22 protein-coding genes are annotated in these 20,566 nt (G+C 38.6%); 20 read left to right on the top strand and 2 right to left on the bottom strand.

What is annotated here, in order from left to right; all coding sequences use genetic code 11:
* Positions 1 to 16: 16 nt before the first annotated feature.
* Positions 17 to 454: a hypothetical protein gene (locus ABN702_RS15525; RefSeq protein ID WP_417897685.1), complete on the top strand. Its 438-nt coding sequence runs from the start codon at positions 17 to 19 to the stop codon at positions 452 to 454.
* A gap of 397 nt (positions 455 to 851) precedes the next feature.
* A complete protein-coding gene (locus ABN702_RS15520; RefSeq protein ID WP_417897684.1) occupies positions 852 to 1,100 on the top strand; it encodes a hypothetical protein in 249 nt (82 codons plus the stop codon).
* A gap of 124 nt (positions 1,101 to 1,224) precedes the next feature.
* On the opposite strand, the gene ABN702_RS15515 is transcribed toward ABN702_RS15520, so the two are convergent.
* Positions 1,225 to 1,857, bottom strand: a complete 633-nt coding sequence (locus ABN702_RS15515; RefSeq protein ID WP_417897683.1) for a LysE family translocator — start codon at positions 1,855 to 1,857, stop codon at positions 1,225 to 1,227.
* Between the two features lie 342 nt (positions 1,858 to 2,199).
* Here ABN702_RS15515 and ABN702_RS15510 point away from each other — a divergent pair, with 342 nt between their 5' ends.
* The 4 genes from ABN702_RS15510 to ABN702_RS15495 are packed head-to-tail and all read left to right on the top strand — an operon-like array spanning position 2,200 to position 7,506.
* Positions 2,200 to 2,739 carry an RNA polymerase sigma factor gene (locus tag ABN702_RS15510; protein WP_417897682.1) on the top strand — a complete coding sequence of 180 codons (540 nt, stop codon included), beginning with the start codon at positions 2,200 to 2,202 and terminating at the stop codon, positions 2,737 to 2,739.
* Entirely contained in the window at positions 2,729 to 3,721 is a 993-nt protein-coding gene (locus tag ABN702_RS15505; protein WP_417897681.1) for a hypothetical protein, read from the top strand. The genes ABN702_RS15510 and ABN702_RS15505 overlap by 11 nt, the downstream gene beginning before the upstream one ends.
* A gap of 33 nt (positions 3,722 to 3,754) precedes the next feature.
* The gene (locus ABN702_RS15500) at positions 3,755 to 5,803 is read left to right on the top strand and encodes a S8 family serine peptidase (RefSeq protein WP_417897680.1); all 2,049 of its coding nucleotides are present in this window, start codon (positions 3,755 to 3,757) and stop codon (positions 5,801 to 5,803) included.
* A gap of 2 nt (positions 5,804 to 5,805) precedes the next feature.
* Complete coding sequence (locus tag ABN702_RS15495) at positions 5,806 to 7,506, top strand: carboxypeptidase regulatory-like domain-containing protein (protein WP_417897679.1); 1,701 nt, start codon at positions 5,806 to 5,808, stop codon at positions 7,504 to 7,506.
* Positions 7,507 to 7,762: 256 nt separating this feature from the next.
* On the opposite strand, the gene ABN702_RS15490 is transcribed toward ABN702_RS15495, so the two are convergent.
* Positions 7,763 to 8,656, bottom strand: coding sequence for a 3-hydroxyacyl-CoA dehydrogenase (locus ABN702_RS15490; protein WP_417897678.1), 894 nt, complete (start codon positions 8,654 to 8,656; stop codon positions 7,763 to 7,765).
* A 129-nt stretch (positions 8,657 to 8,785) separates the two neighbouring features.
* Here ABN702_RS15490 and ABN702_RS15485 point away from each other — a divergent pair, with 129 nt between their 5' ends.
* From ABN702_RS15485 to ABN702_RS15420, 14 genes are all read left to right on the top strand, one after another.
* The gene (locus ABN702_RS15485; protein WP_417897677.1) at positions 8,786 to 10,231 is read left to right on the top strand and encodes a spore germination protein; all 1,446 of its coding nucleotides are present in this window, start codon (positions 8,786 to 8,788) and stop codon (positions 10,229 to 10,231) included.
* A 198-nt stretch (positions 10,232 to 10,429) separates the two neighbouring features.
* Positions 10,430 to 11,056, top strand: a complete 627-nt coding sequence (locus ABN702_RS15480; protein ID WP_417897676.1) for a class I SAM-dependent methyltransferase — start codon at positions 10,430 to 10,432, stop codon at positions 11,054 to 11,056.
* A 165-nt stretch (positions 11,057 to 11,221) separates the two neighbouring features.
* Positions 11,222 to 11,683 (top strand): hypothetical protein, encoded by a 462-nt coding sequence (locus ABN702_RS15475; protein WP_417897675.1) that lies wholly within the window; start codon positions 11,222 to 11,224, stop codon positions 11,681 to 11,683.
* A 74-nt stretch (positions 11,684 to 11,757) separates the two neighbouring features.
* Positions 11,758 to 12,585 carry a VOC family protein gene (locus ABN702_RS15470; RefSeq protein WP_417897674.1) on the top strand — a complete coding sequence of 276 codons (828 nt, stop codon included), beginning with the start codon at positions 11,758 to 11,760 and terminating at the stop codon, positions 12,583 to 12,585.
* A 22-nt stretch (positions 12,586 to 12,607) separates the two neighbouring features.
* Positions 12,608 to 13,369 (top strand): MerR family transcriptional regulator, encoded by a 762-nt coding sequence (locus ABN702_RS15465; RefSeq protein ID WP_417897673.1) that lies wholly within the window; start codon positions 12,608 to 12,610, stop codon positions 13,367 to 13,369.
* Between the two features lie 189 nt (positions 13,370 to 13,558).
* Positions 13,559 to 15,448, top strand: a complete 1,890-nt coding sequence (gene shc / locus ABN702_RS15460) for a squalene--hopene cyclase (RefSeq protein WP_417897672.1) — start codon at positions 13,559 to 13,561, stop codon at positions 15,446 to 15,448.
* A 155-nt stretch (positions 15,449 to 15,603) separates the two neighbouring features.
* A complete protein-coding gene (locus tag ABN702_RS15455) occupies positions 15,604 to 16,131 on the top strand; it encodes a hypothetical protein (protein WP_417897671.1) in 528 nt (175 codons plus the stop codon).
* A 46-nt stretch (positions 16,132 to 16,177) separates the two neighbouring features.
* Positions 16,178 to 16,621, top strand: coding sequence for a DUF4830 domain-containing protein (locus ABN702_RS15450; RefSeq protein WP_417897670.1), 444 nt, complete (start codon positions 16,178 to 16,180; stop codon positions 16,619 to 16,621).
* A gap of 54 nt (positions 16,622 to 16,675) precedes the next feature.
* Entirely contained in the window at positions 16,676 to 17,065 is a 390-nt protein-coding gene (locus ABN702_RS15445) for a hypothetical protein (RefSeq protein WP_417897669.1), read from the top strand.
* A 46-nt stretch (positions 17,066 to 17,111) separates the two neighbouring features.
* Positions 17,112 to 17,891, top strand: coding sequence for a GNAT family N-acetyltransferase (locus ABN702_RS15440; protein ID WP_417897668.1), 780 nt, complete (start codon positions 17,112 to 17,114; stop codon positions 17,889 to 17,891).
* Positions 17,881 to 18,192 (top strand): hypothetical protein, encoded by a 312-nt coding sequence (locus ABN702_RS15435; RefSeq protein ID WP_417897667.1) that lies wholly within the window; start codon positions 17,881 to 17,883, stop codon positions 18,190 to 18,192. Before ABN702_RS15440 ends, ABN702_RS15435 begins: the two co-directional genes overlap by 11 nt.
* Before the next feature lie 271 nt (positions 18,193 to 18,463).
* Complete coding sequence (locus ABN702_RS15430) at positions 18,464 to 18,916, top strand: hypothetical protein (protein ID WP_417897666.1); 453 nt, start codon at positions 18,464 to 18,466, stop codon at positions 18,914 to 18,916.
* A 37-nt stretch (positions 18,917 to 18,953) separates the two neighbouring features.
* Positions 18,954 to 19,427, top strand: coding sequence for a hypothetical protein (locus ABN702_RS15425; RefSeq protein WP_417897665.1), 474 nt, complete (start codon positions 18,954 to 18,956; stop codon positions 19,425 to 19,427).
* A gap of 66 nt (positions 19,428 to 19,493) precedes the next feature.
* On the top strand, positions 19,494 to 20,444 hold the full coding sequence (locus tag ABN702_RS15420; protein ID WP_417897664.1) for an LCP family protein: 951 nt from the start codon (positions 19,494 to 19,496) through the stop codon (positions 20,442 to 20,444).
* Positions 20,445 to 20,566 lie beyond the last annotated feature (122 nt).

Here is a 20,566-nt window from a genome sequence, read left to right as displayed (position 1 = left end):
TTAGAGGGGGATGAGAATGAAATATTTATATCTTATTTTATTCTTTACCGTAATGTTAGCTGGGTGCCAACAAGATACAACAGGAGGAAATCTTGATAATAACTCTACAAAAGAGAGAATATACAGTAGTTCCTGGGACGGTACTCCATTGATTGTAATAAAGAGGAACAGCAATGGAACCAATGCAAAAATAAGAGAAATTACAGATAAAAAGAAAGTGAAAGCTCTTATTAATGAATTGAAAAACGCAGACTGGGAAGAAAATGTGGTAGTGGATATTACTCCCCCAGATTATACTTTCACTTGGAATTCTTTTAAGCACAGTGTTTGGAGAAACGAAGAATATGAAAGACTAGAACTCACAATCGATGGACAACCGAATTGGGGAACTCTATCCAAAAGCTCGTCTAAAATTGTATATGAGATGATAGGTGAAAATTCAAAAGTTGAATAAATGAAGCTGGTGAAACGAGTAGTGAAATAATTATCGGAATGGTTATCATCATAACAATCCTGTCGTTTGAGATTCAGTTGCGAAGTATCAAGAAGAGTAACGAAGCGATTGTTGAGTGGACTTTGAAGAGATTGAACTACTCCAATCCAATAATCCATTTGCTATCGCTATACTTGCAGCAAATTTTTCCAATGAGTCAAAAAATGATATGGAAAAACGTTTTCGCTTTATATTGAAATTAATGCGATTAGTACTCCGAAACACCGACCATCCTCCAGAAGAACGTCGCATCTATGTATCCACACTCATTTATTTTATTGATTACCTACTACAAATACCAATAGAATTAACAAGAAAGCTAAGAAGCGAAATAATCCTATCAAAGGAGGACACAGATATGATGTACCTAGATCGAAAAAACCTACCGCCGATATTTGGAGAGTTGATGGAACAAGAGAAAGAAGAGGGAAAAGAAATAGGGAAAGAACTGGGAAAAGAACTCGAAATAAAAATCGGAAGGGAAGAGGGTCAGAGACTTGTTGCACAAGAGTTGCTTCAAGATGGAATGTCGGTAGAACGAGTGGCTAAATTGGCGAAACTTCCAATTGAGGAAGTTGAAAAAATGCGAGTGCGTGATTCAGACTGAGAATGTTCAAAGTGGATTTCATTTTTTTCTATTGTGTGGATAGTCTAAAAGAAAAAAGTTCCAAAAACTCAGTTCCTCAAGGGGAGGGAGCTCTTGAAACTTTGAATGTAATAATTATATGAAATTACTGATGGGCTTTTTCCATTGCAAGTTTGATTCCAAACCCAATCAGCACTGCGCCTGTTATCGATTCTATAACGGTCGTGGTTTTTGGCCGTTTCATAAATGCACTGATCTGGTCGACAAGAAGGATATACATGATAAACCAAACAGCGGTCAGGATGGCATAAGTGAGTCCCATAAGGATGAACGGCACTAAAGTGTCGCTGCCTGGATGAACGAACTGAGGCAAAAATGTCAGAAAGAAAACTGCAACTTTAGGATTTAACATGTTTGTCAGAAACCCCTGTTTGAAATGAGACTGATTCTTATATTTTCTTATGGAATCTGTGTCTTCGGGGCCAGGAGCAGGTTTGCTCTTTAACGCCCATAACGTCTTGATGCCCAAATACACAAGATACACTGCACCGACATATTTGAAGATCGAAAACAGAAGGGCAGATTTCACGATGATAGCAGAAAGGCCGATAACGGCAGCAAGAGTATGAATCAGCAACGCACAAAATGTCCCCGCTAACGTTTTAAAACCCCCATACCTTCCAGCAGATAGAGTGTGCTTGGTGGCGATTGCAGTATCAGGACCGGGCAATAGGATAAGCAGCATACTCATAATCACAAACAGATAGAAATTCTCCATGTTGATGATCCCCAATCTAATGAAATTTATTAAGCCTCATTTTATCAGAAAACGGAATGTTTTGAACATTTATTTTTAAATCCTAAGTTATTCGTAAAATCAAGCAGAATGAAGCTTGGGATTTTTTACATTTCGTAATGATAGAGAAAACGCTTTATTTTTCGATTTTCCACTATACAATAAAATTGTTATCAAAACTAATTGATAAATGTGAAATCACATAGGTGTAATGAACTGAAAAGCAGAGTAAAACTCACTCTGCTTTTTGTTGTGAAAAATTCTTGTAACCTTTCAATCCGTTCAAACGATTAATAATAGAATACATAACGAGGGGGGAGTAGTTTGATTGATTTGGACAACTTAGAAGATAGCATTAGTAAAATCTATCGTAAATATTATTTAGATGTTTACAGGTTTCTTGTCTGTTTTTCAGGGAATCAAGACGATGCAGAAGACATAACTCAGGAAGTTTTTATTAGGGTTCTTAACAATTTATCTGCCTTCAACAATGAAAACAATTTGAAGACTTGGATCTTTTCGATTGCAAAACATGTAGCCGTCGATCATTACAGAAAGAAAAGATTTTCATCCATCTTCAGTGAGGGTTTTTTCAAGCAGATCGAATCACCCAATAAAAGTCCAAATGATTTAGTCGAACAAAATGAATTGAAAATGTATATTCATGAGGCTATCTCTAAGTTAAAGCCTAAATATAGGGCTGTTGTAATTCTTAGGGGGATAAATGAACTGTCCGTAAAAGAAACATCTGAGGTCCTTAACTGTAGTGAGTCAAAGGTGAAGGTGGATTATCACCGAGCAATAAAAGACCTCAAAAAGAAGTTGAATCTAAATGTGGAGGAGGTAATACGACATGCAAAATGACAAGGATTTGTTTGATTTGATTCGGGAGACATATCCCCAAAATCCGAGTGATGAGTTTGTTGTCTCCACTGCAAAAAAATTAAGAGAGTCTGCAAGAAAAATGGATAAAAGAGGTCCCATAAAAAGATTTGCATTTGCTTCGAGCGGATGGGTAGTAACGAAACTAATCCCTTCTGTAGCTCTTTTAATTACTCTAAGCATTGGTGCTTATAGTTATTTCAACTCGCAAAATACTACAAACAGTTCTCAACAGAACTCATCTAGTATGAAAGATCAATCAATTAATTCAGGAGTTGCCATACCTGCTATCGAATTGCCGGATCATGGGTCAGCTAAGATGATGCCACTCATTGTTTATAAAGGGAAAATTTATACCCAATCACCAACAACCATTGATAATAATAAAGTTTCAGAGATAAAAGGTGAAAAGCTAGGAAAAACAAAAGCTGGTATAGATGAATGGAGTAAACAGGATAACTATGCGGAAGAGTTTGCATCGACAATAGGGGAAACCGATGTCTACTCTGTAAAAGGGTATAAAGAGGACTTTCGGATTATGACCTATTACGAAATAAATGGAGAAGGTTATGCAGAGTTTTACGAGAGTCTAACTGGAATCACTGTAAATGATGGAAGCGAAATTTTTGGTGATTTGCATTTGGTGAATCATGTACAAGATGTAAAGTCTAGATCGTATGAGGATTCGTTGAGCAATACGAATAATTTCATGGACGTAAATAATTTAAAGGTAATTCATGCATTTTTAGAAGAATTAAACAAAGCCAAGCCTTATTTAATACAAGATATAGAAGCAGAAATAGGCGATTTTCGTAACAATGATCAGTATAAAGAATTAACCTTACATCTAAATGATGGAACGACTGTCACACTAGGTGTAATCAAGGGAGGATATATCAGTTACGGGCAATCCCTATATTTTAAAATGAATGATCAAGTGTTTGAGGAACTTTGGAATCTATAAATCTATTCAATAAAAAGTAGTGGAGGAGTTTATTTGAAATCTAATAAAAAGAAAGTGAAGGCCGCTCTAAGCATCATATTAATTTTCGCTTTGATAACTAACTTTTTCATCATGCCGAACATCGCAAGGGCAACGAACAACCCAATGCCGATATCCACTAGTGGGAATGAAGTCCAAATAAATAAGGCAGACGCTACACTTATTGAACAATTTAATGAGCAGGAAATAGTAACATTCTTAGTTAAATTCAAGGATCAAGTAGATACGCACCGAGTTGCAACAGAAGCAGCAGAAAGAGCAAAGAAGCAAAAATCTACAATGAATACGGAGATTTATGTCCGTTCCGCTATCGTTTCAACGCTGAGGAATACAGCGATGGAGTCTCAAGATAAAGTGATGGATTACCTCGAAGATGCAAAGAAAAAAGGCGATGTGAGAGATATTCAATCGTTCTACGTGGTTAATGCCATTGCAGTGACTGGTACAAAAGAGGTGATGGATAAGGTTGCGGCATATCAGGAGGTTGAAAAAATCTTACCCAATGAAACAAGGCAATTGATCACTCCTACATCAAGTATGGAAACTACATCTGTTAGTGATCAATCAACAGTCGAGTGGGGTGTAGAACGCGTTGGTGCACCACAGGTTTGGGACATGGGAATCGATGGATCTGGTATCGTAGTGGCCAGTATTGATACAGGAGTGCAATGGGATCATCCTGCGTTAATAGAAAAATATCGCGGATACAATCCAGCAAATCCAAACCAACCAGACCATCAGTATAACTGGTTTGATGCTATCGGGGGAAAGGAAGCACCATATGACGATTTAAAACATGGTACTCATACAGTGGGAACGATGGTTGGTTCAGAGTCCGATGGCAGCAACCAGATTGGTGTTGCTCCTGGTGCAAAGTGGATTGCAGTTAAAGCTTTCGGAAGTAGTGGTGGGACCGATGTAGATCTCCTTAGAGCAGGGGAGTGGGTATTAGCACCAAAAGATTCTGAAGGTAATCCCCATCCTGAGATGGCTCCTGATGTGGTAAACAACTCATGGGGCGGTGGGCCAGGCTTAGATGAATGGTATCGACCAATGGTTGAAAACTGGCGAGCTGCTGGGATTTTCCCTGTATTTGCTGCAGGCAATTCCGGTTCTGCCGGTGAAGGGTGGATTTCTTCTCCAGCGAATTATCCAGAATCTCTTGCAGTTGCGGCAACTGATCATAACAATGCTCTAGCTGGTTTCTCATCTCGCGGACCTGGACCTTATAATGACATGAAACCTGATGTTTCTGCACCTGGGGTTAATATCCGTTCATCTGTCCAAACCAATGAATATGGGCTTATGAGTGGTACATCCATGGCAACACCTCATATCTCCGGAGTCATTGCACTGATTATGCAAGCAAATGCATCATTGACTATAGATCAAATTGAGGAGATATTGCTAGATACAGCGATTCCGTTGACAGATTCAGCGTATACTGCTTCTCCGAATTATGGATATGGACACGGATTTGTTAACGCTTACAATGCGATAAAATCATTTCAACAAGGAAATGGAACAATTCAAGGTCAAGTTGGACAAAATGGGAAGGATATTTCAGAACCAACTTTCCAACATACACCACCAAGGTATGTATTTGACCAAGTAGTATTGCCTTTAACGGTGGAAGTACAAGATAATATCAGTGTAGAGACAGTTGAACTTCAGTTTTTAGTAGATAATGAATGGAAGACTATAGAAGCAACAAGAACAGCAGGTGACTTCAGAAACGGTACCTACCAAGCTGTAGTTCCGGAAGAAGATGTAAAGAACAGCAAGTTTTCGTATAAATGGATCATAGTAGATTACGGGAAAAATAATGTAATCTCACAGTATGATGTGGAAGTGAAGCCTGCGGTCTCGATTGGTTATTTCCAAGATTTCGAGAGTGGGACGGAAGGTTGGTATTCAGAAGGAATAAATAATGATTGGCAATGGGGCAGCCCGCTAGCGGGGCCAGGTAAAGCTTTTTCCGGGAAAATGTATATGGGACATACCTTAATGGCCCACATGCCTTTAATACTTATTCCTATCTGAATATGCCACCTGTACAGATTCCTGAAAGCGGAAATGCATATTTGCAATTTAAGCAATGGTATGACTTTAGTCCAGATGGGATAATGGGTTCAACAGATTTCGGGGCAGTACTTGTCTCAACTGACCGGGTAAACTGGGAAATGTTTGCTAGAACGGAAGCCACTGGGATCGATGAATATACGACTGATGAATGGATAGATGCAGAAGTAGATCTTTCCGCTTATGCAGGAAATAAAATATATATCTGTTTCTATATGAATGCCTTTGCAACAGATTATGAGTTACGTCTTCATGATGGCTGGTACGTGGATGACATAGCATTAACAGATCAGCCTTTAGAAGGTGTTGAGCAATATATGCAGCAAGGCACTGAAGGATTAAATCATACGAAACAACAATCAGAAGATAGTATTTTAGCTCCAAATGCTACACATGTTGAGGATGATACTAACCACCCCAATGTATTACCGATCGGTGGTAAGGTCACTGTTTTAGATTCTGGATTTTCCAGTACAACCGATCCAGCTAATGGAAGTTTTTCTATGAAATATAAAGCCGGAGAGTTCACTCTTCGTGCCGAGGCTTATGGATTTCACTCCAAGGACCAACGTGTTTCCGTTCCAAAAGATGGAATCGTTGAATCGGACTTTTCACTTGAGCCATTAGGTAAGGGAACGGTAAAAGGTGTTATTAAGGATGAAAAGACTGGGAAGCCACTAGTGGATGCTATTATTTCTATAGTAGAGGATGCAGCCATTACTCCAGTAAAAACAGATAGCAAGGGAAGGTTTGCACTTACAGCCTATGAAGGTACCTATACCTTACATGTGTTTAAAAGAGATTATGTATTTAGTGAACAAACGGTAACTCTTGATTCGGGAAAGAAAACCACACAGAATATAGAATTGAAAAGATTTATCGGGGTTAATGGAGAGATTGGGTATGATGATGGGACATCTGAAGATTCATGGTTTTTTGGTTTTGCCAATAATGGCTTTGCTATAAAAATGTCCTTGGATAAAGGAGTTACGAAGTCTTGGTTGACAGGTGGATTATTTAAGGTGAATACAGAAGCTCCTTATCGTGGAACTAGATTTCAAGTGGCGGTATATGATTCCACAGGTGTGAATGGTGATCCCGGAAAGCTAATTGCGGGGCCATTTGATGCTGATGCCAGGACTGATGGGGAATGGACGCATGTTGATTTAATGGATAAAAACATTTTTGTCACAGGAGATTTTTACTTGGTATATATACAACCTGATGGTTATTTGGACCGTATATCACCAAGTCTCTACAGTGATACAAGCAGTACTTTCCATGATCGAAACTGGTTTTTCTTAAATGGGGTTTGGGAGCAGAATACTAATCCCATTTATGGAAACATGATGATCCGTGCAGTTGTAAATAATTCCTTGCCAGTACCAGTGATTGAATCGCCATTAAATGATTCGTTCACAAAAGAATCCAAGGTAATAGTAAAGGGGCAGGCAACACCATCAAGTACTGTTATCATACAAAATAACGGGAAAGATAAAGCAAAAGGAAAATCAAAGGAAGATGGTTCATTTGCAATCTCTGTAGATTTGAAAAAAGGTGAAAACAGATTAACGGCAGTTACTGAAACGAAGGATGGTAGGACGGACCCTTCGGAAGCAGTAAATATAATATTAGACCAAAAGAAACCAGTCGATATCAGATAATCTTGCTTGAGTGAATACCTGTCGTTATGAGTTAATATTGTCTAATTACCAAAAGTAAAATGATTGTGCAATAACATATTCTTAATCCATCCACCCACCCATAAAGCTTAACTGAATGTGTAATATTGCTACAAAAACATGTAAGTACAATGAAGAACCCAACACTTTAAAATTTGGTTTTGGGTTCTCCTCCAAAAAATCCTTTTTGTCTACAAACTGAAATCACATCCGAAAATGGATGTGATTTTTTCTTGAATTATTTTAAGAAATCCTTGTCTAGATATTTCGGATTTGGATATTTATAGAATCCTTCACCAGATTGTTTTCCAAGTTTTCCTTTATCGATAAATTCTCTTTTCAGATAATCCGCTACTTTACCGCTTTCGTTATTACCCTGTTCTGCCATTGTAATAGCAACATTATAGACAGTATTAATTCCAATAATATCTAGCCATGCGAAAGGACCAAATGGTGCTCCCGAAGTGAGCATCCAAGTTTTGTCAATTGACTCCGGGTCAGAAACTCCGTTTACAAGTAAATTTTGAGCAGCGAATAAAAACGGAACGATAAGTGAATTCATGACATATCCTGGTTGTTCTTTATGGATCGGAATTGGCACCATTCCAATTGCTTTTGCAAAATCGATTACATCTTGAAAGATTGCTTCATTAGTTCCAGCGTGTTTCATGATTTCTGCAACATTGAATTTCCAAATTTCATTAGCGAAATGCAATGCTAAGAATTTTTCAGGTCTACCTGTAAATTCAGCGAACTGACTTGGTAGCAAAGTTGATGTGTTAGAAGCAAAAATAGTCTTCTCAGGTGCAACTTTCGCTAATTTTTGATAAAATTCTTTTTTTATTTCTACCAATTCAGGAACCGCTTCTATCATAATATCTGCATTTTCAACTGCTTTTGCCAAATCAGTATAGAGTGTTAAACGGTTGTATGCCGCTTCCAACTCTTCTTGCGTAGCTCCGATATCCTCTTTGTACCGTTCCATGTAATTTTTAAAGCGTGTATCCGTCATTTCTAATGCGCTTTCGTTGATATCGTATAAGGATACTTCAAATCCTTTAAAAGCTGATTGAAATGCAATTTGACTTCCTAAAACTCCGCCACCAGCAACACTAATGTTTTTAAAATTCATATAAATTCCCCCTTTTGTCAAAAACGTGATTCTCTCCTATATATTAGTCCCCAAACAGCAGGCACTGATTCAGTAAAAAAGTATAGTATTTTGACATTTCCTAATACTACCTTTAAGGGAGGTAGTAGGATGCCTAGCATAGAAAATGGTCTTAAAGAAAATATCGAAAATATAAAAAATACTTTTCATCATACATCCGATCTTGTCGTACGAAACATAAAGGTAGGCTTCAAAGGTTCTGTCGATATGGCTGTTATCTATCTAGACGGAATCATTGATTTAGATCTTATTCAGGAACATGTGGTCAAGCCTTTATTGGAACCATTCAAAACTGTGGGATCTAAGGAATCATTTTTTGATCAGATAATGGAAAGAATCATTGAATCGGCAGATGTAAAAACCACCACTCATTATAAAGAATTGACTGATGCAATCGTACAAGGTAGTACTATTTTACTGATGGACGAATATCAAAAAGGAATCATCATCCCATCTCCTAAGTGGGCGGAAAGAAGCATCGAAGCAACATTAGGGGAGCGTACAGCAAGAGGTCCCCAAATTGGATTAACTGAAAAAATGAAAACAAATATCAATCTGATAAGAAGTTCATTAAAAACTCCCCATTTATGCGTAGATTCCTTAGAGATCGGCACGGTTTCCCCCACATCTATTTCGATATTATATATAGAAGGTATTGTCGATAAAGGAATATTAAAAGAAGTCAAAAAGAGATTAGATAGTCTTACGATAAAGTATGTCCTAAGTGAAAGAGTATTAGAGGACGTGTTAGAGGGAAAGCCAAGGTCTATTTTTCCACGTATAAGACATTCAGAAAGAATAGACGGAGTGGTATCTTCCTTATTTGAAGGGAGAGTTGCTGTTATTGTTGATGGCTACCCTTTCGCCATATTGACTCCTGCTCTATTTGTCGAATTTCTTCAGGCACCTGATGAATATCACATTCCATTGGGCAGGCTTACTAGCCGGGCAATGAGATTGTTCGCATTTTATATTGGAGTGTATCTGCCTGCTGTTTATATAGCGATAGCAAATTTTCACAAAGATGATCTGCCAAAAAAGATTTCAGAAGCAATCATTTCTAAGGATGAGCTGTTGCCGACCTTTTGGGAAATTGTCATTCTAATATTTTTAATAAGAATACTAGTTGATGTTTCGTTCCGTCTTCCGCAAACAGCAGTGATTTTGGTATCATTAATCGGAACAATCGTCATTGGCGAAACAGCGGTTACGGCAAAATTAATCCACCCAGTCAGTCTAATCGTTATTGGGATAACAACTCTCTCAAGTTTCCTGGGGGCAAACAGAGGACTGGTAGTAGTTGATAACACGTTAAGAATCATTTTTTTGTTGATTGCTAATTTTTTTGGGTTTACCGGGTTAATAATTGCTACAACCCTTCAGATTATTTATATGGTGAGCCTAAAATCAGTAGGTGTTCCCTATCTATCTCCATTAATTCCATTTAAGATGGAGGAATTGAAGGATACATTATATAGAGGAGATTTACAAAAACTTACCAACAGCAAACATACCTATACTGAAGATAATAATTAGCATGGTGAAAATAGACGAAGACTCCAAAAACGAGCGCTTATTAGTGCTCGTTTTTTCGTTTGCAAATAACAATCTATAACTCCGACATTTTAAAAAAATTAAGTTATGCTCAGTAATATCCATAAATAATTTAAAGACAGGTTTAACTCAAACTTTGTCGAATTAAATGGGAATAGCCTTATCAAAGGGGAGATAGGTATGGGTTTCCTTAAAACAACTAAAGAATTTATTGATCGTCATTATCAAATTCCTAAAGGAATAATAGGTACATTCATTGGTGAAAAAATGGTAAGGCAGCACAAGACTGAAACTAACTGGACTTTAGAATTAATGAATGTTCAACAAGGGGACAGGATTTTAGAGCTAGGGTGCGGGGCTGGTTATGCACTTAAATTAATTTTAGAAAAGGATTTAACCGAAGAAATAGTAGGGTTGGACATTTCTCCAACAATTATCAGATCGGCAAGAATAAGAAATAAGAAGGCGATTAATGAAAAGAGAGCAAAACTAGTGCAAGCTAATCTCATCAATTTGCCCTTGCAGAATGAAAGTTTCAACACGGTCTTCAGTATCCAAACTATTTATTTTTGGACCGATATAGCTGCGACATTATCTGAAATCTATAGGGTTCTAAAGCCTAAAGGAGTTGTAATCCTTACTTTTTCTGACGGGAAAGATGATGAAGATTGGGAAGGAATAAAAGGCATTACTGAAAATCAAATTATACCTAATATGAAGACTGTAGGATTTAAAGAGGTTTCTTTAGTCAGAGGTCCTGATTCAAGAGGGTATCATACTGTTGCTGTTCGGGGAACTAAGAAATAAATTAACCTATTGTACTTAGTACTATTAAGTTTTAATGAAAAAAATCAGGAAGCTTATTTGAAATAAGGTAAGCTTCTTTTTCATGAAACTATTTATTGAGTTTATAGACTGAATTTGAAATAATTGGTATTAGATGATTGATCAAGTTGCTAAGGGGGCTGTTTTATGAAAGTAAGTAAATCACTCAGTTTTATCCTGTTAATCGCCATTATTTGTTGTTTTTTATCACCAAGTAACAAGTTTGCTGGTTGGGCATATTCATTTGTGGTCTACGACGGAGATATTTATGTGATCAGCGATGAATATGTAACCGAGATTGATAAAGAAATAGGACATGTAACAAAGTATTCAGATAAGGAAGGTACTTATTATGGAAATTTTTCTAATGCCTATAAAAAAGGCACAAAGTATTTTTCTATCAAAGGAGTTAGTACAGATACTGCAATAGCTGTGGAAGACAGTGGTAAATATATAAAGGCTGACAGGGATGGAGAGTATGCCGGAAGAAAATATAATCCTCTTCATTTGGTTCTAGGTGGGGGAATAACGATTGTCATATTATCTCTTCTTATTTTTATTGTTAAAAAGAAAATAACCAGTCAGAATGCTTCTTTTTCAAAAAAATGAATTTATCCATTGACCTTAAACTAGGTTTAACCTTTATCCTGAAAATGTAATTAGAAAATGAAGGAGTGGTACGAATGTTTCGATGGGATGGGGGATTTATTATGGTGGATCCCGATAAGTATGAGGAAGGTGTTCAATGGTATCAGGAAGTATTGGGGTGGGAGTGTGTGGATCAGATAACCACCTGGGTCGGTCGAAAGAGTTTTATGAAGATGCCGAGAACCGGCATGGTTACGATCAAGTCATTTGAAGGGGATTATGATCACTTGCAATCGCAAGAAACTGAGGGGAACGTTAAGCTCGTATTTGTTACATATGATATCGATGAGACACTTCATTATCTAGCTGGTCAACAAGTAAAATCATCGGATATCCATGTCTTACCGAATGGTCAAAAGTACTGTGACATCTTTGCCTTTGACAATACAAGGTTAACGATAGTGGAGGAAGAGCGAGCGGGGGACAATAGAGATTACCCTGCATCAGGAATCATCGGCTTCGGAAGTGTTAATACAATCATTCACGTGAAAGATCCAAAGGTATCTGCAGAATGGTATGAAAGGAACCTCGGATTTGAAGTCGTCGAGGTGGATGAAGAGAATGGTTTTGCCCACTTGCGGACTGAGGATGCCTATGACAGAAATGTCCTGGATGAACAATTCTGGGATTATATTTGGCTCATCAAGAGTACAGATGGCCCTGTGGAAAAGCCGAATGATAATAAAGCGAGAACTTATTATGATATTAGGCCGGAAGTTTTCTTTGACGAATACAATAAACTGATTCAAAGCGGGATCAAGCCTTCTGATATTGCCGGTGACCCTTTTAAGGGCTGGGCAGGATTCCATATTTATGATCAGGATCATAACCGGATTAATGTTTGGTCGTATGTAGCTAGATAAACGAACTAGAGTGGTGGTATATATGGATCTTACCATACAGGAATTTTCAAAAAGGACAGGTTTGCCCCCAAGTAAACTAAGATTCTATGATAAAAAAGGGCTGCTGCAGCCGTTCTCCCGTTCGGAAAATGGGTACAGGGTCTATTCGATAGAGCAGATTCACTTGGCGAAGATGATTGATTCATTGAGAAAAGCTGATATCGCAATCCAGGATATAAGGCACTATACGGAAGCAGATGAGCAAGGGAAGAGAGTGATTCTGGATAGTTGGAAAAAGGACCTGGATAAAAGAATGGAATCCCTCCTTGCTGCACGGAAGTTTGTTGGAGGGATGAAGGTAGAAAACACTCAAACTCTTATGCTATCAAAGTGGGAGAAGGACAAGTTTTTTGTTTGGCAGAGATTTGAGTCAGAAAGAAGTCCGTACCCTTTTCGAGAACATTTTATAAAAGCGAAACGCCTTTTAGAGGAACAAGGAATTCCATGTTCAGAGCAGGTATATTTAAGAAACGAGAAGGTTACCCAGGAAAAAATAATCGGAGAAATAGGGTTTGAGGTGAGTAACAGCTTTCAACTTAAGGACACTGAAAACATCCGATTTGAAAAGGTTCCTCCCACCTTATTTGCTGTCATGCAGGATTGCCGGGCAGACGATGCCTTTCTTTGCTTTTCCTACATCCAGGTGGTAATCCGGTACGGCTTTCAACCTGCAGGGAACAAGATCGAGAGGTACGCGAGCATAGAATCAGATACCTTCGATTATCTAATTCCATTAGTGAATTAAATCGGTGTGTTTTTAAGAAGTCAAAAAATAAGATTGGTAGAGTAGTCTATGCTATTGGAAATAGCCATGCAGTTTGTTCTGTATGGTTATTTTTGTTGGACGAACGGGCGTGTCAATTCGTAATCGGCATTCTTCTAAAATGGATAAAAGCACATAAGTTAAACTAACTAACCCATTTTGGAGGAATGTATGAAAACAATGGATCTCGTAAACGAAAAAATAAGCAAGATGACTAATTATTTGCTAAGCGAACAGTCTGATAACGGAGCTTGGAATTTTTGTTTTGAAGGAAGTATCATGACAGATGCCTATATGATCATCCTTATCAGAGTCTTAGAGATTAAGGATGAAGAGAATTTGGTGAAAAGGCTCGTTGAACGGATAAAGGGGAAACAAACAGAAAAAGGATACTGGAAAGTGTATGAAGATGAGGCTGATGGAAATCTAAGTGCAACGATAGAGGGCTACTTTTCCTTGCTATACTCTGGCTACGCAGATCGTGAAGAAAGCACTATGCGCAAGGCGGAGAATTTTATAAAGAATAAGGGCGGGCTGTTACAAAGTGATTGGCTCACCAAGATGATGCTAGCTCTGACTGGTCAGATAGAGTGGCCAAGTATCGTAAAAAGTATTCCGATTGAAATCATGCTGCTGCCTAAATGGTTTCCGATTAATATCTATCATTTAGTAGGGTATGCAAGGGCTCACTGGGTACCCATTATTATCTGCAGCAACAAGAATGCCTTCTTTCAAACACAGCAGACTCCAAACATATCCTACTTACTTGAAGAGGTCGGTGACTCTCGACCTATTGAGGGAATGGAAATGCTTCAACATTTTGTGACGCATGCAATGGAAAAGCTGGCTGACACACCTGATGTCCTAAGGAAAAAATCCTACTCTAAAGCGGAAAACTACATGATAGATAGAATAGAAGAAAATGGGACGTTAAATAGCTACTTCAGCTCAAGCTTCTTTATGGTTTTCGCATTTCTTGCACTCGGATACAGCAAAAATCATCCCTATATAATGAATGCCTTTCAAGGGATGAAATCCTATATTTGCAAGGCATCTACAGACGGTGCTATTTTTGTGCAAAATTCACCATCAACTGTATGGGATACTGCTTTATTGACAGCCGCATTGTCCAATGCAGGTGTTCCTCTCCAACACAAATCAATTGAAAAAGCCAGCCACTATATCCTATCAAGACAACAACAAAAATATGGGGACTGGTCCATAAAAAATCCAGGGGTTGAGCCTGGTGGATGGGGCTTTTCAGATATCAACACGTTGATGCCGGATATTGATGACACAACCGCGGCCTTAAGAGTAATTACCCCGTACGCTCAATCGGATGACCGTTTCCGGGATGCCTGGAACAAAGGTGTGGAGTGGGTTATGTCGATGCAGAATGAAGATGGCGGCTGGTCTGCTTTTGAAAAAAATACAGATAATTACCTTTTGCCTTTGATTCCTTTTCGATACGAGGATAGAGTGCTTTTTGATCCATCAACTGCGGATTTGACTGGAAGGACCTTATACTTCCTTGGTGAATATACAACGATACCGCATGACTTAAAACCACTTCATCAAGCAAAGGAATGGCTCAAACACAACCAAGAAACGAACGGTTCCTGGTATGGCCGTTGGGGAATTTGTTATATCTATGGAACTTGGGCAGCCATAACCGGACTTAAAGCGATTGGAGTTCCTTCCACAGATTCGATCATAAGTCGCGCTGTTAATTGGTTGCTTTCCATCCAAAATCCAGATGGAGGATGGGGCGAGTCCTGTGAGAGTGACATAAAGAAACGGTACATCCCTTTGCATCATAGCACACCTTCTCAAACTGCCTGGGCACTGGATGCGCTTATATCTGTGTACGATCAACCAGCGCCTCAAATAGAAAAAGGAATAAGCACCCTTACACACTTACTGGAAAAGAACGATTGGACTTCCAAGTATCCGACAGGTGCAGGTATTCCAGGTAGCTACTATATTCACTACCACAGTTATAAGCATATTTGGCCCTTGCAGGCGCTTAGCCATTACAGGAATAAATATGGGCGGGAGTAATGATATGACTAAGAGCAGTAAATGGATATCAACACATTCTGACCAGAGTGTGTTTTTTTTGTATTGATCAGAAAAAGATTGAGAATATTTGGTTATTTTGAAATAATTGGTATTAAGGATTGAAATGTTATTGAAAGCCTAATATGGAGGTATCCATGAAACGAAATTTAATATTATTTGTTCTTCTCCCTATTTTTCTCGCTGGCTGTCAAGCCAGTCCGACGTTGAAAAGTTTTGAAAAAGTTTCTATACAAGAGATACAGAAAGATTCTCTGCTTGTAGACTGCTCTGCTGCATTCGAAAAACCTTTTTGGGCGAGCAGCCAGGAAGCCATTATGTATCTATGTGAAGTAACAATCAGCGAACAGACCAAATTGACCGATGAGGATGGGAACAATCTTACTCTCGAAAGCTTTCAAGAGAATACAGTAGTTAACGTTATATTGAGCAAGGAAACGAAGTTAGGAAAAAATGATCAAAGACAAGTCGAAGCGAAGGAGATCATTCTTTTGAAAGACAACGACAATTACGTTATCTGGGCTGAAAGAATGGACAATATTCAACTAAGAGAATCCCTGATTACACGACTGGAAAAGGTAGGGATCAGTTTTAAATTGGATGACGAAAACAATGTGCTGATTAAAGAAAAGGATGTGACAGCCGCGTCGGGGTGTTGTAGTTAGAATGGTGTAAATGGTAATCTTATAGCTTTAGCATGGGGGTATTCGAATGAGATTGAGAGGCTGGTTTTTTTCGTTGCTTATTCTGATCGGATGTATGTTTTTATTTGGAGGTCTTTTTTATGAGGGAGACTTTCCAGAAGAACATAAAAAATACCTGGATTCTTATGGCTGGCATATTAGAGCTATGGAAAATGGGGAAATGATTAATTTGAACGATTATTTGCCAGAAACTCTCCAAATGTACAAAGAGGTGGGTTTAGACCTGGAGGAATATAAGAACAAAGAAGTAAAGGTAACGAGATACTTGTTGAAAGAAAAACAAAGAAAAGGAGAGAACGCCTCGATCTTTGATGGAAACAACATGTACATTTCAATCTTTGAGGTGGAAGGAATCATCATCGGTGGCCACGGTCATCTGGAAGACTGGTCTCCAGGAATATTCTCTTTGGAGGATAAGGAGCGGTTGAGAAGCGAGGGGATTTTGTATTAATTATGAGGGAAGAAACGGCAATAAAAATCGTTGTACTAAGAAGGAGGGTATAGAATGACCCAAAATAGTATTTTAGTAATTTTCTTCATAGTGATAACTTCACTTCTATTTGCCTGCTCAACCAAGGAAATTATTCGAATTGCCACACCGACTGATGAGAAGGGAGTGGAGGGGGTAACGTTTTATTCCGAAGTAACGGATCAGAAGAAAATAAGCCAACTAAGGACGGTTGTTGAAAAACTGGAGCGTATAGAAAATCCAAAAAGTGAGAGTGATTTAGCAGATGTTTTTTTTACACTGGATAAACCAGAAGAAAACTACTCTGAAATAGGCGCTTACATATGGTACAAGGATGATGGTACAGCCACCTTAAAACGAGGTAAAAAAAACTATTACCATGTAACAAAGGAGCAAGTAGATATATTAAAAGAAATACTGAACTGAATGAATCATCATGTTGGTGTAAGAGAACCGGAAGGGATGAAGAACATTGCAACAATATGAGCTTGTAGAGTTGAACGAATCAAATATAGATGCTGAGGGTTGCTATTGTCTAAGGAGTAAGCCGAGTTCAACAGGATATATAAATAAAAACGAATGGTTGTTGGGAAGGTTTGAGGAAGGGCTGAAGTATATAAAAATAACGGAGAATGGTAAAGCCGCCGGGTTTATCGAATATACTCCGATAGAATATTCTTCGAGAGTGGTTCATGGCGAGAATTATTTGATTATTCATTGCTTATGGGTGCAGATTACCGGAAAAGGATATGCATCAACATTGATTGATAAATGTCTGCAGGATGGCAGGGATCAAGGCAAAGACGGGGTGATTGTGATTACCAACCCCAATACTTCCTGGACACCTGGCAAGGACGTTTTTTTGAAGCATCATTTTGAAGATATCGAACATGCACCTTATGGATTTGAGTTGCTCGTTCACAAATTTGGCAAGTCGCCTGACCCGTATTTTCCAAAGGATTGGGAAGAACGGCTTAATCGTATTAGCGGATTAACAATCCTTCGTACACAGCAGTGTCCTTTTTTAGATATAGCTACGGATAATGTTGTAGAGGCAGCGAAGAAACTGGGCATTCATCCGGAAATCATTGATATGAAAAGCAGAGAACAACTATTGAGAATGTCTCCTACTCCTTATGGGGTCTATGGGGTTGTCTATCGGAACCAATTAATTTCTTTCCATAGACTGACTGTACATTCTGCAATGAAGCGGTTGAAAGAGCTAAGTGGGGGGAAAGTGAATGTTTGTTAAAGTTTATCAGTATCATATTCAACAGGATAAGGTGAAAGAGTATTTTGAGATTCAGCAAAAATCTTCAGAGATTTACCGCAAATATATCACCTCCAAGACAACTTACCTCAACAGCAAAGCGGATCCTACAAAATGGCTGGAGATCTCCAGATACGAGAATGAAGAGGAATACGATAAAAGTATGAAGCTAGTGAATGAAGAGGCAGAGATACAGGATTTATTTAAGAGATTCCAGTCACTTCTTGTTTCGGAAAAGAGAGAAATCATTGAAGAGGATTTTATACAGAAACCAGGATTGTAAAGAAAGAGGTCGTATTATAGAAAGGGCGATGGACAATGTATTACGAGAGTGTCAGTTCCGTCATATATACTTTGCTGTTCTGGTGGATGATTTTCCTTGTATTCCAACGAGTTACGAACCGGTATCCTAAAAGCAATACATGGAAGAAAGACATTATCCTGACTTTTTGCCAAAGTGCAATTGTATTGGCAATTCTACCGTTTTTAGTTGAGTTTATTAGATCTTGAGCAACTTCCTTGTGGAGTGGCAATTTGAACTGAAGGGTGAGGAAATGAAGACCATAAAAAGAGTAGTTCTGATATTGCTAGTATTCTCCCTAATAGGATGCAGCACCAAGATGGAAAGCGGAATTCTGATACACGACGAGCAAACCGGTCCAAAAGGTCCCGTGGCAGCCGAAAGAGCAATAGAAATTGCGTATACGGACAAGGAGTTGGAGCACTTATGGAGCGACTTCAACTTTAATGAGAAGCGACCTGATATTGACTTTGATGAATCTGCTATCCTAATTGCACATACAATGGAAAACTCATGTCCAAAGGATATAGAAAGGTTTGAGCTAAGTGAAGATGGAACCAAGCTATCCATAGAAACCGTTCCTGATGGAGATGGCTGTGATGATATAGGTTTCCTGAAATCATTTGTCTTTACAATAGAAAAGTCGAAACTCGAAAAGGTGAAAACCGTATATTTTGAAGGGGAACCTTTTGACCTGAAATTTTAACTAACATGATAAAACACCTAAGGAGGGATTCAATTTCATGAAAACCCCAGCACTATTCTATAAAATAAATAAAAATTCCGTTACTACAAGTGATTACATCCTCTGGTCCCACCATTCTTTAGAAAAAGGCAGTTCCTCACCGTCACTTTCCATACTCTCGTCCTTTTCAAAAGGGGATAATATCTTTGAAGTGGAAGCATATTTCAAGAGAGCGATGAAGGAGCTGGAGATAGAAGAACCATGTTTTGCGGAATGTGCACGGGGTTATATTGGATTTTTGGCAGAAGAAATAATTAAAGGCAATAACTGTGCCCCTATTTTTGACTTGGCCAGGGAGATACTTCTGATTGTGGCAACAGAGTTGGATTATCCGGACGATTTAATGGAGTGGTATGAAATCAGCGAATTGATTGATAGACTTCAATATGATAGGGAAGCATTGGATGTTGTGGAAGAGGATGTACTTTCCTTAATCCGGGAAGCAGCCAAGCGCAGTTCAGCGTATCTATAAATATTTGTATTTATTTCTAGTTTTTGTTAACCTGTTTCTGAATAATCAAATTTTGAAGGATAGGGTATGATTATGACCAATATGACAAGAAGTCAAAAAAGGGGCAATAATAAGAAGAAATATATCATCCTGTCCCTGATTTTTGTACCATTGCTTCTAATTGCAGCGGTTTTTACTTTTGGATATCTGCAGTACAAAAGCGCATTTGAAAATTCCAAGGACGATTCGATTCTCGATGACGAACCGATCGAATTCAATCCGGTAGAGGTGACCGATGAGAAGTATAACGTCCTTATGTTGGGGATAGATGCCAGGGGAGAAGAACAGTCCAGAACGGATACGATCATGATTGCCCAGTATGATGAAAAGACAAAAGATACGAAGCTTGTCTCCATCATGCGCGATACCTATGTAGAAATACCGGGGCATGACCCCAATAAAATCAATGCCGCCCATGCTATCGGTGGAGTGGAGTTATTAAGAAAAACAATCAAGCACAATTTTGGTGTCGATCTGCACTACTATGCGATTGTGGACTTCCAAAGCTTTCCTAAGGTCGTGGATGTGGCGTTTCCGGACGGCGTGGAAATTGATGTAGAAAAAGATATGTCCAAAGGAATCGACCATGCCCTTACGGCTGGAAAGCAAACATTGAATGGCGACCAGCTACTGGATTATGTCCGGTTCAGGCAGGATTCAGAAAGTGATTTCGGGAGAGTGCGGAGGCAGCAGGAAGTGCTGAAGGTGTTAAGCAGCGAGTTTTCGGAATTGAACACTTTGGTGAAACTGCCAAAAATAATGGGAACTGCTATGCCTTATATCAAAACAACTATGGAAAACTCCCTTCTATTTAAAATTGGACCAAGCGTCCTTTTTGAGAATAAGAGTGAGATGGAATCCCTGAGAATTCCAATGGACGGAACATATACTGATGAGCGCTATGACCATGCCGGACTGGTGCTGGCGGCTGATATTGAAACGAATAAGAAGGCAATTCAGGATTTTTTGGGGGAATAGATCGAACATAGAACAGAAAAAGCAGGATTCCAAAATGGGATGCCTGCTTCTTTATGGTTTCAGCACAAGTATCTTCGCAAGTCGAAATATTTCCGTTGCAAAATTCATGAAGCCACTCTAAA

The sequence above is a fragment of the Bacillus haimaensis genome (genome assembly GCF_048270625.1).
GTDB lineage: Bacteria > Bacillota > Bacilli > Bacillales > Bacillaceae_I > Sutcliffiella_A > Sutcliffiella_A haimaensis.
The sequence above is the reverse complement of the archived record's forward strand: the minus strand, read 5'-3'. Positions and strand labels throughout refer to the sequence as shown.

What these genes read in the sequence shown, in the direction of transcription:
- ABN702_RS15525 (WP_417897685.1), top strand. Translation starts at nt 17, where the DNA reads ATGAAATATTTATATCTTATTTTATTCTTTACCGTAATGTTAGCTGGG.
- ABN702_RS15520 (WP_417897684.1), top strand. Translation starts at nt 852, where the DNA reads ATGATGTACCTAGATCGAAAAAACCTACCGCCGATATTTGGAGAGTTG.
- ABN702_RS15515 (WP_417897683.1), bottom strand. Translation starts at nt 1,857, where the DNA reads ATGGAGAATTTCTATCTGTTTGTGATTATGAGTATGCTGCTTATCCTA.
- ABN702_RS15505 (WP_417897681.1), top strand. Translation starts at nt 2,729, where the DNA reads ATGCAAAATGACAAGGATTTGTTTGATTTGATTCGGGAGACATATCCC.
- ABN702_RS15495 (WP_417897679.1), top strand. Translation starts at nt 5,806, where the DNA reads ATGCCACCTGTACAGATTCCTGAAAGCGGAAATGCATATTTGCAATTT.
- ABN702_RS15490 (WP_417897678.1), bottom strand. Translation starts at nt 8,656, where the DNA reads ATGAATTTTAAAAACATTAGTGTTGCTGGTGGCGGAGTTTTAGGAAGT.
- ABN702_RS15485 (WP_417897677.1), top strand. Translation starts at nt 8,786, where the DNA reads ATGCCTAGCATAGAAAATGGTCTTAAAGAAAATATCGAAAATATAAAA.
- ABN702_RS15480 (WP_417897676.1), top strand. Translation starts at nt 10,430, where the DNA reads ATGGGTTTCCTTAAAACAACTAAAGAATTTATTGATCGTCATTATCAA.
- ABN702_RS15475 (WP_417897675.1), top strand. Translation starts at nt 11,222, where the DNA reads ATGAAAGTAAGTAAATCACTCAGTTTTATCCTGTTAATCGCCATTATT.
- ABN702_RS15470 (WP_417897674.1), top strand. Translation starts at nt 11,758, where the DNA reads ATGTTTCGATGGGATGGGGGATTTATTATGGTGGATCCCGATAAGTAT.
- ABN702_RS15465 (WP_417897673.1), top strand. Translation starts at nt 12,608, where the DNA reads ATGGATCTTACCATACAGGAATTTTCAAAAAGGACAGGTTTGCCCCCA.
- shc (WP_417897672.1), top strand. Translation starts at nt 13,559, where the DNA reads ATGAAAACAATGGATCTCGTAAACGAAAAAATAAGCAAGATGACTAAT.
- ABN702_RS15455 (WP_417897671.1), top strand. Translation starts at nt 15,604, where the DNA reads ATGAAACGAAATTTAATATTATTTGTTCTTCTCCCTATTTTTCTCGCT.
- ABN702_RS15450 (WP_417897670.1), top strand. Translation starts at nt 16,178, where the DNA reads ATGAGATTGAGAGGCTGGTTTTTTTCGTTGCTTATTCTGATCGGATGT.
- ABN702_RS15445 (WP_417897669.1), top strand. Translation starts at nt 16,676, where the DNA reads ATGACCCAAAATAGTATTTTAGTAATTTTCTTCATAGTGATAACTTCA.
- ABN702_RS15435 (WP_417897667.1), top strand. Translation starts at nt 17,881, where the DNA reads ATGTTTGTTAAAGTTTATCAGTATCATATTCAACAGGATAAGGTGAAA.
- ABN702_RS15430 (WP_417897666.1), top strand. Translation starts at nt 18,464, where the DNA reads ATGAAGACCATAAAAAGAGTAGTTCTGATATTGCTAGTATTCTCCCTA.
- ABN702_RS15425 (WP_417897665.1), top strand. Translation starts at nt 18,954, where the DNA reads ATGAAAACCCCAGCACTATTCTATAAAATAAATAAAAATTCCGTTACT.
- ABN702_RS15420 (WP_417897664.1), top strand. Translation starts at nt 19,494, where the DNA reads ATGATTATGACCAATATGACAAGAAGTCAAAAAAGGGGCAATAATAAG.